The sequence below is a fragment of the Nonomuraea terrae genome (genome assembly GCF_004348995.1).
In the GTDB taxonomy this organism is placed as follows: domain Bacteria; phylum Actinomycetota; class Actinomycetes; order Streptosporangiales; family Streptosporangiaceae; genus Nonomuraea; species Nonomuraea terrae.
In genome coordinates this window covers 1-13,501 of sequence record NZ_SMKQ01000236.1, presented here as the reverse complement: position 1 = coordinate 13,501, position 13,501 = coordinate 1, and the positions used below count along the sequence as shown (strand labels likewise).

Sequence of the window (13,501 nt, the reverse complement as noted above, 5' to 3'; positions counted from 1 at the left end):
GGGGAGGACCGGGCGGTGCTCAGGTTCGCGGTGGCCGACACCGGCATCGGGGTCGGGCCGGAGGACCGCGAGCGGGTGTTCGGCGTCTTCCGCCAGGTCGACTCGGCCATCACCCGCCGCACCGGCGGCAGTGGCCTCGGCCTGGCCATCAGCCGGCAGCTCGTCGAGCTGATGGGCGGCCGGATCGGGCTGGACAGCGTCGAAGGCGTGGGCAGCCGGTTCTGGGTGACGCTGCCTGTCGACGTCCTGACCTGGACCGAGCCGGAGCAGGAGACGCTGGAAGGGCGGCGCGCGCTCGTCGCCGACCCGCGCCCGGAGGACCGCGCGCTGGCCGCGCGCTTCCTGACCGAGGCCGGGCTGGAGGTGGCGCAGAGCAGGGACGAGGAGTCGGCTCTGGCGCTGCTGCGGGCCGCCGCCGCGGGCGGGGAGCCGTACGAGCTGGCGGTGGTCGCCCTCGACCTCGGCGCCGCCCCTGAGCCGGGCGCGAGCTCGCTCGCCCATGCCATCCTCACCGACCCGGCGTTCCAGGCCACCAGCGTCGTCGTGGTCGTCACGCCGGGCCGCTCCGGCTTCGCCTGGCCGGGCGGCGCGGGGGAGCGGCACGTGCAGTCGATCACCCGGCCGCTCAGCCGCCGCCGCCTGCTCGCCGCCGTGGAGAACGCCCTCGGCGACGGCGAGAGCCCCGGCGAGCCGCTGGAGGGCGCCGAGGCCGGCGGCGGGGGAGCGCGCATCCTCGTGGCCGAGGACGACGAGGTGAGCAGGCAGGTCGCGCTGCTCGTCCTCGAACAGGCCGGGCACGAGGTCGAGGTGGTCGAGGACGGCGCCCAGGCGGTGCGTGCGGTGCTGGCCGGCGGGTACGACCTGGTGTTCATGGACTGCCAGCTGCCGGTGCTCGACGGCCTGGCCGCCACCGAGGAGATCAGGACCCGCGAGGAGGTCCACACGCCGATCATCGCGATGACCGCCGCCGCCATGCCGGACGACCGGATCCGGTGCCTGGAGGCGGGCATGGACGACCACCTGGCCAAGCCGGTCGACTGGCAGCGGGTGCTGGCCAGGATCCCGGAGTGGGCGGCCTCGGCCGGGCTGCCGCCCGAGCTGGCGGGACTGTCGCCGGAGGCGCTGGCGGACGTCGCGCAGGCGTACCGGGGGACGGCAGGGAAGACGCTCGCGGAGTTGCGGCAGGCGCTGCGCGACGGCGACCGGGCGCTGGCGGCCGAGCTGGCGCACCGGCTGAAGGGCGCGTGCGCGACCGTCGGCGCGGTCCGCGAGGCCGAGCTGTGCCAGCAGGTGGAGGAGCTCGCGCGGGCCGGAGCCGCGGTCGGGGACGAACTGCTCGACGAACTGGGCGAACTGCTCGACGACGTTCCCGAGTGGATGAACGCCTGACCCCTCACGAAAGATTTCCTGACTCGCGGGCATGACCGTAGGTGGTGAGTCATGACATCTTGGATCGTGGCCGCCGTCACACCTGCATTTCCGCACCCAAAGCTTCCCGCCTGTCCGCCGTACGCGAAGACACCTGGAGAGAGTCCGTGGAATCGTTCGGCACCGCCATCCCCTTAGACCCCACCGGCCGTGACATCCACGGCGAGGCCGCCCGCATCCGTGGCACCGGCCCGGCGACCCGGGTGGAACTGCCCGGCGGTGTGGTCGCGTGGGCGATAACACGGCACGAATCCCTCAAGCAGCTCCTGGCCGATCCGCGCGTCTCCAAGGATCCACGCCGTCACTGGCCGGCCTACATGTCCGGGAAGATCACTCCGGACTGGGTGCTCTACTCCTGGGTGGCGGTGGACAACATGTTCACCGCCTACGGCTCCGAGCACCGGCGGCTGCGCTCACTGGTCTCCAAGGCGTTCACGGCCCGCCGCACCATGGCCCTGCGCCCGCGTATCGAGGAGATCACCGAGGAGCTGCTCGGCACACTCGCCGGCACCGTGGCGGGTGAGCCGGTCGATCTGCGCGAAGAGTTCGCCTACCAGCTGCCCACCCGGGTGATCGGCGAGATGTTCGGCCTCCCCGACAGCGCGCGAGGGGATCTGCGCCGGATCGTCGACGGCGTCTTCCACACCTCCGCGGACCCCGAGCAGGCCATGGGCACCCTGCGCCATGCCTACGAGGTCCTGGGCGGCCTGGTCGCGTCGAAACGCGACAACCCCGGCGACGACATGACCAGCGACCTGATCGCCGCACGCGACGAGCAGGGGGACGGCTCACGCCTCAGCGAAGCCGAGCTGATCGACACCCTCTTCCTGATGATCTCGGCTGGTCATGAGACCACCGTCAACCTCATCGGCAACGCCGTCGTGGCTCTGCTGACCCATCCTGCCCAGTTCGGCCTCGTCCGTGCCGGTCAGGCCTCGTGGGACGACGTGATCGACGAGACGCTGCGCTGGCAGCCGCCGGTGGCCAACCTGCCCCTGCGGTACGCGACCGAGGACATCCCCCTCGGTGACGTCGTGATCCGCAAGGGGGAGCCCATCCTCGCCGGTTACGCCGCCACCGGACGCGACCCGGCGCAGCACGGGGACGATGCCGGCCGCTTCGACCTGACCCGTCCCACCCGGCGCGACCATCTGTCCTTCGGCCACGGCGTCCACTACTGCGTGGGTGCTCCGCTGGCCAGGCTCGAAGCCGGCGTCGCCCTGCCCGCCCTGTTCGACCGGTTCCCCGACCTGGCCCTCGCCGTCCCCGCGGACGAACTGGCGTCTCTGGACTCCTTCATCGCCAACGGCCACCGGGCCCTGCCCGTGCTGCTGCGCCCCTGACCTGCCGGAAGGCGGCCGGCGCTGTCTGCGTCGCTGTCCGTGTCGCTGTCTCGGGCGTCGTCTCAGTCGCAGCAGGAGCAGTTGCAGCCGTCGCAGCAGCAGCCGTCCGAACTGCAGCAGGAGCAGCAGTCCCCGCAGTTGCTGCAGCAGTCGCCGTATCGGCAGACGTAGCAGCGCTCGTCCCAGGACTCGCCCGCCAGCGTGCTCCACTCCGGCCGCCACAGCCCGCAGGTGAGGAAGATCGCCGTGCCGGCCGCCGACCTGCGGATCCAGCCGGGCCGCCGGCGCAGGTCGGCGGCGGGGCGGAACGCGCGGTCCACCGCCCGGCGCACCTCGGCGCCGAGCAGCGCGTCCACCAGGTGGCGTTCCTCGAAGCGCACCTCGGCGAGCGCCAGGGCCAGGCCGTGGGCGGCGTCGTCGCACAGCCGCCGCGCCTCCTCCGGCGTGGTGCCGGTGGCGGTCAGCGGGTTGAACGCCCCGCGGGCGTCGTCCTCCGCCCGATCCTCGTACGCGTCCACCAGGTGTGCGATGCGGCCGAAGAACCTGCCCGCCTCGGCCAGCGCGGCGGCGTTCTCCGGCCGGCCGGCCAGCACCGCCGTGTGCGCGAACGCCGCCGCGACCGCCTCCTCGGCCGGCGCCGTCAGCTCCAGCACCCCGGCGACCGCCTCCTCCGCCGGTTGCCGGGCTCCGGCGAGCTCCGCCTCCGCCACCTCCGCCGGCTCCGGCGCTCCGGCGACCGCTTCCTCCGTCGGCTCCAGCACCGCGGTGACCGGCGGCGCGGCCCGTTCGAGCACCGCCGTTTCGCGACCACGGGCTGCGAACGCGCGTTCCAGGGCCAGCTGGCGGGTGACCGTCGCGGCGAGGGGCGTCGTGTCGAAGCCGACCTCGGCCGCCAGGCGGGCGCCGGCCTTCTCCCAGCGAGCCGCCAGTCGCGTACGCGCCCCGGCCGTGGCGCGGCCGCCGTCGCCGTCGGCGACGTGGTCGCGGATCTTGCCGGCGGCCAGCACGAGCGACACCCCGGCCGCGAGCCGCGCGCCGCTCGCCCGCGCGTCCACCACCTCGGCGCCGCGGAAGCCCCGTAACGCGCACGGTCCCGCAGTCCGGCGCGGCGCCGCCGACGGGAGCTGCGCCTCGGTGAGCACCGAGATGATCAGCGTGTCGTAGTTGGTCGCCAGCCGCGCGCCCTGCCCATGGCCGTCGCGCAACGTCAGGCACAGACCACACAGATGGGCCCGCCACGCTTCACGCAGCGACGGGCAGCCGTGCTCACCGCACGGCCGGATGATCCCGAACACATGACCTCTCAGCGGTATCGCCCCGATTGGCGAAGATCATACGGGTCCGCACCCCACACCCGCGCCGCTCCCCACAGAACCGGTCTCCCCGAATGCCGCGACGAGGTCAGGCGCCCCGGCGGGTCGCGGTCATGCGCCGGCGCAGGTTCCAAGCACGTCCTCGGACCGACCGCCCGTCGAGGACCCAGCCGAAGGTCCAGACGCCGGGTTCGCGACAGACGCGGATCCCGGCGTTGTCGAAGAAACGCGACGACCAGGTCTCACGTGCCGACGAACTGCCCGAACAGCATGACCTGCTCGGCGGTGCCCGGATGCGGCCCGGTGGCGTGCAGGATCAGGGAGAGCGTCATGTGATGCGTTCTTTCTCTCAGCGGGACCGTCGCCAGAGGCCGGGGTAGTCGACGACGAGCCCGTGGTCGTCCACCGTGATGTCGGCCCGGAACGTCCCCGACTCATAGCGGTACACCGTCACCGCCCCGCTGCGCCCCAGGCACGTGTAGCGCTGGGTCACCGCGCGCGGCTCCAGGTCGGGAACGTCGACGTAGACCACGAGCAGGTCGGCGGCGGCGCCCGGAGCGAGGCCGAGCCTGCGGATCGCCAGGGTGTTGGTCAGCGGCGTCGTGGAGATGTCGACGTCCACGCAGCCGGACAGGCCGGGCAGCGGCCGGCCGCTCCCGTCGGTCCAGGCTCCCCGGCCGTCACCGGCGATGACCAGGGCGCGCCCGCCGACCTCGACCGACAGGTGCCGGGTGCGCCCGCCGTCGTCGGCGGTGAGCCGGTACGCGACGCGCGCCGGCCCGTCCGGCAACTCGTGCACGGCCAGGCCGTCCGCGTGCAGCCCATCGTCTTCCGTCCATCGGACGTGCTCAAGGCCGGGCCAGGCCAGCGACGACCACATCACGTCCATGCGCACCTCCGTGTAACCGGCCATTGCAATAGCAGGTTAACGAGCGAAGGCCGAACGCTGCAACCGGTAACCTGGATAAGTGGTTAACGTTCGCGATGGGTCCCCGCAGGAGGCCCCGGGCGCGCTGGAACGCGTGCGAGAGCTGCTGAACACCTGGCTGATCCCCAACGACACCCGCCGGCCGGCCGACCGCTTCGACGACTACGCCGCGCCCCTGCCGGCGCCGGACCGGGACGTCCTGCGCCGGCTCCGCGACGACCTCCGCGCCGCGGTGGAGCGCCAGCCCGGCTCCGACGACCTGATCAACGCCTGGGTCCACGACCTCGGCCTCGGCGTACGCGTGCACGACCGCACGCTCGTCTTCCGGCACGACGCCGGCACCGCCGGCGAGATCCTCGCCATCGTCCTGGAGGCGATCACCACCCGGCAGTGGGATCGGCTCAAGGCCTGCCCCGACTGCCGCTGGGTGTTCTACGACCACACCAGGAACGCGAGCAAACGCTGGTGCCTGATGAACGCGGGCGGCCCCGGCGGCCGGGCGTGCGGCACGATCGCGAAAGTACGCCGTCACCGCCGCAACCGCGCCGGGCGCGACCCCGGCGGTCAGCTTTCGAGATAGCGCAGCACGGCCAGGACACGGCGGCTGTAGCCGGGCTGGCGGGGCAGGTCGAGCTTGTCCATGAGGGCGTTCACGTGTTTCTCGACCGTGCTGAGCGAGACGTGCAGGCGTTCGGCGATGGCCGCGTTCACCAGCCCCTCGGCCAGCAGGCGCAGCACCTCGCCCTCGCGCGGGCTCAGCCGGCTCAGCGGGTCGGCGTGGGTGGTGCGGGCCAGCAGCTGCCGCACCACCTCGGGGTCGAACGCCGTGCCGCCCGCGCTGACCCGCTCCAGCGAGTCGAGGAACTCGGCGACCTCCGACACGCGGTCCTTCAGCAGGTAGCCGAGGCCCTCGGTGGAGCCGGCCAGCAGCCGGGCCGCGTAGTGCTGCTCGACGTACTGCGACAACACCAGCACCCCGACGCCGGGCAGGCGCTCGCGGATCTCCAGCGCCGCGCGCAGACCGTCGTCCTTGTGCGTCGGCGGCATGCGCACGTCGACCACGGCCACGTCGGGGCGGTGCCGCTCGACCGCCTCGACCAGCGCGGGCGCGTCGCCGACGGCGGCCACGACCTCATGCCCGGCGTCGGCCAGCAGCCGCGTCAGCCCTTCGCGCAGCAGCACGGAGTCGTCGGCCAGGATCACCCGCACGGCGGCGCCTTCGGCAGCATGGCGGTGACGCGGGTGGGACCGCCGGGCGGGCTGTCGACGGTGAACGTGCCGTCGAGCGCCAGCACCCGCCGGGCCAGCCCGGACAGCCCGCCGCCCGACGGGTCGGCCCCGCCCTTGCCGTCGTCGGAGATCGCCACGCTCACCGTCCGCTCGTCCTCGCTCAGGACCACCAGGATGTCATGCGCGCCGGCGTGCTTGACGGCGTTGGTGATCGCCTCACGGACCACGAAGTACAGGGCGGTCTCCACCTCCGAGACGAGACGGCCGGACAACCCGTCGTGCACGGTCACCGGCACCGGCGAGCGCTCGGCGACGCCCGCGAGCGCGGCCCGCAGCCCCAGTTCGTCGAGCGCGGTCGGGTAGATCCGCCAGGCCACGCTGCGCAGCTCGTCGAGGAGCCGGCGCGACTCGGTGTACGCCTGGGCGACCAGCTCGTGGACCTGCTCCTCGTCGCTGCTGTGCCGGGCCCGCCCCAGCAGCATGGCGAGGGCGACACCGCGCTGCTGGACGCCGTCGTGCAGGTCGCGTTCGATCCTGCGCCGCTCGTCGTCGACGGCCCTGACGATGCCGGAGCGGGTCGCGGTCAGCTCGGCGATGCGCCGGCGCATCAGCTCGCCGCCGTCGGGGCCGAGGAAGTGAACGGCCACGCGGCGTTCGAGCGCCGCCATGCCCAGCACCAGGAGGGCGCTCACCACCAGCAGCAGCGCCCCGCTGCTCAGGCCCACCACGTCGCTGCTGGTGACCAGGTTGACGCCGGGCAGCTCGAGCGGGATCGGTTCCGCCCGCCCCCACAGCAGCGCCCACGTGCCGCCGGCCAGGAACAGCAGGGCCAGGAACAGCAACGACGTGCAGGCGTACCCGCCGAGCAGGCCGAGGGCGGCGCGGGCGGCGAGGAAGGCGTACCCGCCGTTCTCGCGCGAGGTGTCAAGGCCGAAGAAGCGCGACAGCCGGGCCCGCTCCATGGCCGTCAGCCGGGCCAGCCCGCGCGCGGCGACCGGCCGCAGCGCGGGCACCAAGCACGCGGGCGCCGCCGCCAGCAGGAAGAGCGACTCGGCCAGGCCGAGCGCCATCCCGAGGACGGCTCCGGCCAGCGCGCGGGGGATCCTGCTGCCTGACATCGGCGTGAGTCTAGGCGGTTCAGGCATCGCGGCGGCGCAGCAGGACGTGGCCCGCCGCCACCGCCACCGCAGCCCAGGCCAGCAGCCACGCCAGCCCCTCCCAGGCCGGGTAGGGCATCGGCCCGCCCGCCATGTTCACCGTGCTGCCCATGAACGCCAGCCCCGCGAACGTCGGCATCCGCAGCGCCGCCCCCAGCGCCGCCGGGGATCCGGCCATCAGCAACATCAGCGGCAGGCCCAGCAGCAGCATGAACATCACCGTCAGCGTCCCGGCCGCGCTGCGCATCGCCAGCCCGGCCCCCACGGTCATCACCGACACCAGCGCGTAGAACACGCCCACGCCCAGCAGGTCGCGCACCACCTCGCCGGGCGGCAGCACGACGAGCCCGCCGAACAGGTCGATCGACAGCAGCAGGTAGACGGCCGCCGTCGCCGCAGCCCCCGAGAGCACGCCCGCGACCGCCATGACCGGCGCCACCACCAGCGCCTTGGCCGCCAGCATCACTCCGCGCACCGGCGTCGCCTGCAGCGTCACCCGGACGGTGCCGGAGGCGTACTCGGAGGTGACCGCCAGCATCGCCGCCGCCACCAGGGCCAACTGAGCGAACGACGTGGCCGCGACCACCGGCTCGCTCGCCGTCAGCCGCAGCCCCGTCGCGCCGTCCCGCAGCGCCTCGGTGGCGGTGGAGCCGCCCAGCGTGACCGCGCCGAGCACCATGAGGACCAGCGCGCCGCCCAGGCACCACCACGTGGACCTGACCGACCACAGCTTCACCCACTCGGCCGCGACCGCCTGCCGCAGAGTGCTCATGCTCCCGCCCTTTCCGCTCCGTACTCGACGCTGCCCGAGGTCAGCTCCTGGTAGGCCTGTTCCAGCGAGGCCTCCCGGGTGCGCAGCCCGTGCAGCCGGATGCCCGCCTCGTACGCCAGGTCACCGACCCGCTCGACGGGCGCGCCGGTCGCCTCCAGCTCGTTCTCGCCGAGCCGGTCGACCCGGATGCCGGCGGCGCGCAGCCGTACGGCGAGGTCGCCGGCGTGCGGGGTGCGGACCAGCACGGCCGTCAGGGAGCTGCCCGCGATGACCTCCGCCAGCGGCGCGTCCATGATGAGGCGGCCCTTGCCGATCACCACGAGGTGGTCGGCGGTCAGCTGCATCTCGCTCATCAGGTGACTGGAGACGAACACCGTGCGGCCCTCGGCCGCCAGCGAGCGCATCAGCCCGCGCACCCAGCGCACCCCGTCGGGGTCGAGCCCGTTGACCGGCTCGTCGAACAGCAGCACCTCCGGGTCGCCCAGCAGCGCCGCCGCGATGCCGAGTCGCTGGCTCATCCCGAGGGACAGCGTCCCGGCCCGCTTGCCGGCCGCGCCCGCCATTCCGACCATCTCCAGCACCTCGTCCACCCGCCGCCGCGGGATGCCGTTGCTGCGGGCCAGCGCGAGCAGGTGCGCCCGCCCGCTGCGGCCCGGGTGCAACGCCCGCGCGTCGAGCAGCGCCCCCACCGTGCGCAGCGGGTTCTTGATCCGGTGGTACGGCACGCCGCCGACGAGCGCCGTGCCCGCACTCGGCCGGTCGAGGCCGAGGACCAGGCGCATGGTGGTCGACTTGCCGGCGCCGTTCGGGCCCAGGAAACCCGTCACGGCGCCTGGTTTCAGCTCCAGCGACAGGTCGTCGACCGCCACCCGGTCTCCGTACCGTTTGGTCAAATCCCTCAGACTGATCACGTCGCACCACGTTAGGCAGCCGCGCGGGCGGCGGCCATGGGGGCGGACCGCCGACCTCCATGGCGGAAAACCGTAACCGGAATGTCCCGGAAGCGGCCGGGTAGGGACACCCGCGCCGCTCAACCGGGGGGGAAAGGACCACGTATGACCGTCAATCTCGCCGACGGGCGTTCCATACCGAGCATCGGCCTCGGCACCTGGCCGATGAACGACGACGAGGCCCGCCAGGCCGTCGCCCACGGCATCTCGCTCGGCTACCGCCTGATCGACACCGCCGCCGCGTACGGCAACGAGAAGGGCGTGGGCGCCGGCATCGCGCAGGCCGGGGTGCCGCGCGAGGAGTTGTTCGTCACCACGAAGCTGCGCGGCTCCCAGCACGGCTACGACGCCGCCCTGCGCGGCTGCGAGGAGAGCCTGGGCCGGCTCGGCCTCGACTACGTCGACCTCTACCTCATCCACTGGCCGCTGCCCGGCCGCGACCTGTACGCCGACACCTGGCGGGCGTTCGTGCACCTGCGCGAGCAGGGGCTGGCCCGCTCGATCGGCGTGTCGAACTTCACGCCCGAGCACATCGAGCGGGTGGTCGCGGAGACCGGCGTCCGTCCGGTCGTCAACCAGGTCGAGATGCACCCCGGCTTCTCCCAGCGCGAGCTGCGCGCCTGGCACGCCGAGCACGACATCGTCACCGAGTCGTGGAGCCCGCTCGCCCGCGCCGGCAAGCTGCTGGACGATCCCGTCGTGGCCGGCCTGGCCGCCGCCCACGGCCGTACGCCCGCCCAGGTCGTGCTCCGCTGGCACACCCAGCTCGGCGCGGTGCCCATTCCCAAGTCGTCCGACCCTGAGCGGATGCGGCAGAACTTCGAGGTGTTCGACTTCAGCCTGTCGCCGGACGACATGGCGCGGATGGAGTCGCTCGACGGCTCCGGCCGCACGGGCGGCGACCCGGACACGAACGTCGAGCTCTGACGGTCAGAACCTGGTGTGGGCCAGCCAGTGGTCGAGCAGCTCCCGGTCGCCGGTCACCTCACGGGCCGGCACGCGGCCGGTGAGCACCAGCATCAGCTCGGCGGCCGGCCCCCGCACCGTCACGTCGCCGTCGCCGCTCGCGCGCTCCCACCGAGGCCCGTCCGGGGTCCTGCTGATCAACCAGCCCTCCGCGTCGTACGGGCGGATCGCCAGGCACTCGCCTGAGCCGCGCAGCTCGGCCAGCTCCGGTTTGAAGTCCTCGGCCGCCGGGGCCGACAGCAGCTCCATGCCCTCGGTGATCACGTCGGCCGCGAGCTCGGCGGAGATCTCGAACGGCGCGCCGGTCGCCGCCGCGGCGTCGTAGTGGTGGACGGTGATGTCGTTCAGCATCCTGCGCAGCCAGAACGCCGGCGGCACCATCCCCACCACGGACCACACCTCGGCGTGCTCGCCCGCGTCCCCGACCGCCTCGATCAGTTCCTCGGCGCCGTCCGTCAGCCATCGCTCCCACCCGGCCGGCGCGCCGGGATCGACCTCGCGGGGGTCGGGGATGGGCAGCGGTGCGGCCTTGCGCACCAGGTCGGCCGCCCAGCGCGGGGCTTGCCCGATGTGCGCGACCAGATCGCTCAGCCGCCATTCCGGGCAGGTGGGCACCGTCGCCTCCGGGTCGCCCGCGGCCGCGGCGCGGGCCAGCCCGGCCGTCTGCTCGCGCAGGTCCTTCATCAGCCGGTCGCTCTCCCAGGTCACCATCGCGTCGCTCCTCTCGTCGGGGGTACGCGATTACGGTAGGAACTCCAGTCCAGTGGAGGTTCAAGTGCCGTTGCGCGACGACACGATCGGGATCGGAGAGCTGGCCCGGCTGACCGGGGTGCCGGTGCGGACCATCCGCTTCTACTGCGACGAGGGCATCATCGCCTCCGTGCGCAGCGTCGGCGGTCACCGCAGGTTCGACGGGGCCGCCGTCGAGACCCTCCACCTGGTGCGCCGGCTGCGCGGGCTCGGCCTCGGGCTGGCCCCGATCGCCCGCGTGCTCGCCGGCGAGAGCACCGTGGCCGACGCCGTCGCCGCCGAACGGGCCGCCCTCGACGTGCGGCTCGCGGGCCTGTCCTGGCGCCGTGCGGCGCTGCTGGCCGTGGAGGAGGCCGGTCCCGCCGCCCGGGCCGCCCGGCTGGAGCTGCTGGCCGCCGTGGAGGACGGCCCCGCCGCCCACGACCGGCTGGTGCGGTTCTGGCGGTGGCAGATGGTGGCGCCCATCTCCGAGGAGCTGTTCGCCGCGTTCGTCACCATGGCCGTGCCCGTGCCGCCCGCCGACCCGACGCCGGCGCAGGTCGTCGCGTACGCCGAGATGGTCGCCCTGGCCGCCGACCGGGCGTTCACGCGCCGCCTGCGCGCCCGCGCCGTGGCCAACCTCGAGGCGATCGCCGACGAGGAGGACCTCCTGTACGGCCTCGGCGAGGCGTCCGCGCTGGCCGAGCCGCTCGTGCTGGCCGGGGAGGCGCCGCGCGGGGGCCCGGAGCTGGACCGGTTCGTGGCCGCGCACGCCATGGCCCGGCGGCGTGAGGACTCCCCGGCCTTCCGCCGCGAGCTGCTGGCCGGCGTCGAGCCCGACCGCGACCCCCGCCTGCGCCGCTACTGGCGGCTCGTGGGCGAGGTGAGCGGCGAGCGCGCCACGCTGGGCGCGACCCAGCTGTGGCTGACCGACTCTCTCGAACGGTCGCTCTTGTGACCCTTTACGCCGGCGGCCGGCCGGGCGGGTCCTGCGCCAGCCGGACCGCGAGCTGGCCGACGTTTCCGCCGGCCATCATCCCGACGAGGGCGGCCGGTGCGGAGTCGAGGCCGTCGCGGATGTCCTCCAGGATCGTCAGCTCTCCTGCGGCGTGCATCCGCCGCAGGTCCCGCAGCGCCTCGTCCCATCGGGGCCGGTGGTCGGCGACGAGGAAGCCCTCCATGCGCAGGCTCTTCGCGATGAGCCGCACCGCCAGGTCGCGCGGTCCCGGCGGCGGGTCGCTCAGGTCGTAGTGGGAGGTGACACCGCAGCAGACGATCCGGCCGTGCTTGACCAGGAGCGGAAGCACGGACTCCAGGATGGGGCCGCCGACGTTGTCGAAGTAGACGTTCACCCCGTCCGGGCAGGCCGCACGCAGGTCGTCCTGGAACGATGCCGATCGCCGGTCGACCGTCGCGGCGTATCCCAGCTTCGATTCCAGGATCCGGTTCTTGTCGTCGGAGCCGCTGATGCCGACCGCACGCGCCCCGGCCGCGCGTGCGAGCTGGCCGGCGAGATGCCCGACGCCGCCCGCGGCGCCGGAGACGAGCACCGTCTCACCTGCTCGGACCTGCGCGATCGCGTGGATGCCGAAATACGCCGTCAACCCGTTCAGGCCGAGGAACCCCAACTGCTGCGAGAGCGGGCCGACGGGCTCCAGCGGGCGGACCGCCGACGCGGGGACGACGGAGTATTCCTGCCATCCGGCCGTGCCGGCGACGACGCTCCCTGGAGCGGGCCCGTCCGGCGGCCCGGCCACCACCTCGGCGATGACAGAGCTCGGGATCAGCTCACCGGGGACCAGCTGGGGGCGGTGGGTGGGCCCCTGCATCGCCGCACGTGCGCCCGGGGCGACGGAGACGAGGATGTTGCGCAACAGCACGGCGTCGGCCGGGCGTTCCGGCATCGGCACGACCTCGGCCCGGAAATGGTGGAGCGCCAATTCCCCCGACGGCCGCTCCGCCATCACGATCTGCCGATTCATTCGGTGGTCAGGCATGAAATCCCCTCATGGTCGAGGAGCCCCGGCATTCCGCATCCCCCGGTGCAGGCCAGGCTGCGCCCCCGCCCGCGGCCGGCGAGCCGAGGTCCCGCTTTCCTGGCGCCGGTCACCATATAGGACGACCAGGGACGATCCACGGCCCGGCTCCCCGAAGGCCATCAGGCCGGCTCGGCGAAGGCGCGCGCCCGGCGGCCGCGGGTCACCAGGACGGCCAGGGCCGCGAGCACGAGCCATGCCGAGGTCAGGGCGATGAGCCAGGCCCAGCCCGCGTGGCCGTAGACGATGCCGCCCGCCGTGCCGCCCGCGCCGCTGCCGAGGTAGTAGCAGAGGGTGTAGAGACCCGCGGCACGGCCCCGGGCGGCCGGGGGAGCCTCGGCGGTGGCCCAGGCGTTGGCGATGGCGTGCGCGGCGAAGAACCCGGCGGTCAGCACGGCGAACCCGAGCGCGACGACCGGCAGCGACGAGTGCGCGGTCAGCACGCTGCCCACCACCGTGACGGCCAGCGCCGTGACGAGCGCCGGCGTGCGCCCCAGGCGGCCCGCCAGCCGGCCCGCGGCGGCCGAGGAGACGGTGCCCATGGCGTACGACAGGAAGACCAGGGAAGCGGCCGCGGGGGTCAGGTCGAGCGGCGGCGCGGCCAGCCGGAACCCGGCCGCGTTGTACAGCGCCACGAACGCCCCCATCC

General features: G+C 73.8%; 14 protein-coding genes. 5 read left to right on the top strand and 9 right to left on the bottom strand.

Annotated elements, in window-relative coordinates:
- Together E1286_RS40890 and E1286_RS40885 are read left to right on the top strand one after the other, a co-directional pair.
- Window positions 1–1,389 (top strand): response regulator (locus E1286_RS40890; protein ID WP_132621708.1); only part of this gene is annotated, 1,389 nt, incomplete at its 5' end.
- Window positions 1,390–1,535: 146 nt separating this feature from the next.
- Entirely contained in the window at window positions 1,536–2,771 is a 1,236-nt protein-coding gene (locus tag E1286_RS40885) for a cytochrome P450 family protein (RefSeq protein WP_132621706.1), read from the top strand.
- A gap of 62 nt (window positions 2,772–2,833) precedes the next feature.
- Here the strand turns inward: E1286_RS40885 and E1286_RS40880 are convergent, their stop codons facing one another.
- Window positions 2,834–4,066 carry a DUF5685 family protein gene (locus tag E1286_RS40880; protein WP_132621704.1) on the bottom strand — a complete coding sequence of 411 codons (1,233 nt, stop codon included), beginning with the start codon at window positions 4,064–4,066 and terminating at the stop codon, window positions 2,834–2,836.
- A 367-nt stretch (window positions 4,067–4,433) separates the two neighbouring features.
- Complete coding sequence (locus E1286_RS40875; RefSeq protein WP_132621702.1) at window positions 4,434–4,997, bottom strand: putative glycolipid-binding domain-containing protein; 564 nt, start codon at window positions 4,995–4,997, stop codon at window positions 4,434–4,436.
- Window positions 4,998–5,052: 55 nt separating this feature from the next.
- Between E1286_RS40875 and E1286_RS40870 the strand changes: the two genes are divergently transcribed.
- A complete protein-coding gene (locus tag E1286_RS40870) occupies window positions 5,053–5,592 on the top strand; it encodes a CGNR zinc finger domain-containing protein (protein ID WP_132621700.1) in 540 nt (179 codons plus the stop codon).
- On the opposite strand, the gene E1286_RS40865 is transcribed toward E1286_RS40870, so the two are convergent.
- The 4 genes from E1286_RS40865 to E1286_RS40850 are packed head-to-tail and all read right to left on the bottom strand — an operon-like array spanning window position 5,577 to window position 9,082.
- Window positions 5,577–6,221, bottom strand: coding sequence for a response regulator (locus E1286_RS40865; RefSeq protein ID WP_132621698.1), 645 nt, complete (start codon window positions 6,219–6,221; stop codon window positions 5,577–5,579). The two genes, E1286_RS40870 and E1286_RS40865, sit on opposite strands and share 16 nt — an antisense overlap.
- Window positions 6,212–7,360, bottom strand: a complete 1,149-nt coding sequence (locus tag E1286_RS40860; protein WP_132621696.1) for a sensor histidine kinase — start codon at window positions 7,358–7,360, stop codon at window positions 6,212–6,214. Before E1286_RS40860 ends, E1286_RS40865 begins: the two co-directional genes overlap by 10 nt.
- A 19-nt stretch (window positions 7,361–7,379) precedes the next feature.
- Window positions 7,380–8,171, bottom strand: coding sequence for an ABC transporter permease (locus E1286_RS40855; RefSeq protein ID WP_132621694.1), 792 nt, complete (start codon window positions 8,169–8,171; stop codon window positions 7,380–7,382).
- Window positions 8,168–9,082 carry an ABC transporter ATP-binding protein gene (locus E1286_RS40850; protein WP_132621692.1) on the bottom strand — a complete coding sequence of 305 codons (915 nt, stop codon included), beginning with the start codon at window positions 9,080–9,082 and terminating at the stop codon, window positions 8,168–8,170. The genes E1286_RS40855 and E1286_RS40850 overlap by 4 nt, the downstream gene beginning before the upstream one ends.
- 144 nt (window positions 9,083–9,226) lie before the next feature.
- Between E1286_RS40850 and E1286_RS40845 the strand changes: the two genes are divergently transcribed.
- Window positions 9,227–10,048, top strand: a complete 822-nt coding sequence (locus tag E1286_RS40845) for an aldo/keto reductase (RefSeq protein ID WP_132621690.1) — start codon at window positions 9,227–9,229, stop codon at window positions 10,046–10,048.
- 3 nt (window positions 10,049–10,051) lie between these two features.
- Here E1286_RS40845 and E1286_RS40840 read toward each other — a convergent pair whose 3' ends face one another.
- Entirely contained in the window at window positions 10,052–10,798 is a 747-nt protein-coding gene (locus tag E1286_RS40840) for a maleylpyruvate isomerase family mycothiol-dependent enzyme (RefSeq protein ID WP_132621688.1), read from the bottom strand.
- Between the two features lie 64 nt (window positions 10,799–10,862).
- On the opposite strand from E1286_RS40840, the gene E1286_RS40835 reads away from it, so the two are divergent.
- Window positions 10,863–11,774 (top strand): MerR family transcriptional regulator, encoded by a 912-nt coding sequence (locus E1286_RS40835; RefSeq protein ID WP_223190866.1) that lies wholly within the window; start codon window positions 10,863–10,865, stop codon window positions 11,772–11,774.
- 4 nt (window positions 11,775–11,778) lie between these two features.
- On the opposite strand, the gene E1286_RS40830 is transcribed toward E1286_RS40835, so the two are convergent.
- Entirely contained in the window at window positions 11,779–12,813 is a 1,035-nt protein-coding gene (locus E1286_RS40830) for an MDR family NADP-dependent oxidoreductase (RefSeq protein ID WP_132621686.1), read from the bottom strand.
- Between the two features lie 161 nt (window positions 12,814–12,974).
- Window positions 12,975–13,501: MFS transporter (locus E1286_RS40825; protein WP_132621684.1), on the bottom strand; the 527-nt coding region annotated here is incomplete at its 5' end.

What these genes read in the sequence shown, in the direction of transcription:
- E1286_RS40845 (WP_132621690.1), top strand. Translation starts at nt 9,227, where the DNA reads ATGACCGTCAATCTCGCCGACGGGCGTTCCATACCGAGCATCGGCCTC.
- E1286_RS40840 (WP_132621688.1), bottom strand. Translation starts at nt 10,798, where the DNA reads ATGGTGACCTGGGAGAGCGACCGGCTGATGAAGGACCTGCGCGAGCAG.
- E1286_RS40875 (WP_132621702.1), bottom strand. Translation starts at nt 4,997, where the DNA reads ATGGCCGGTTACACGGAGGTGCGCATGGACGTGATGTGGTCGTCGCTG.
- E1286_RS40860 (WP_132621696.1), bottom strand. Translation starts at nt 7,360, where the DNA reads ATGTCAGGCAGCAGGATCCCCCGCGCGCTGGCCGGAGCCGTCCTCGGG.
- E1286_RS40855 (WP_132621694.1), bottom strand. Translation starts at nt 8,171, where the DNA reads ATGAGCACTCTGCGGCAGGCGGTCGCGGCCGAGTGGGTGAAGCTGTGG.
- E1286_RS40830 (WP_132621686.1), bottom strand. Translation starts at nt 12,813, where the DNA reads ATGCCTGACCACCGAATGAATCGGCAGATCGTGATGGCGGAGCGGCCG.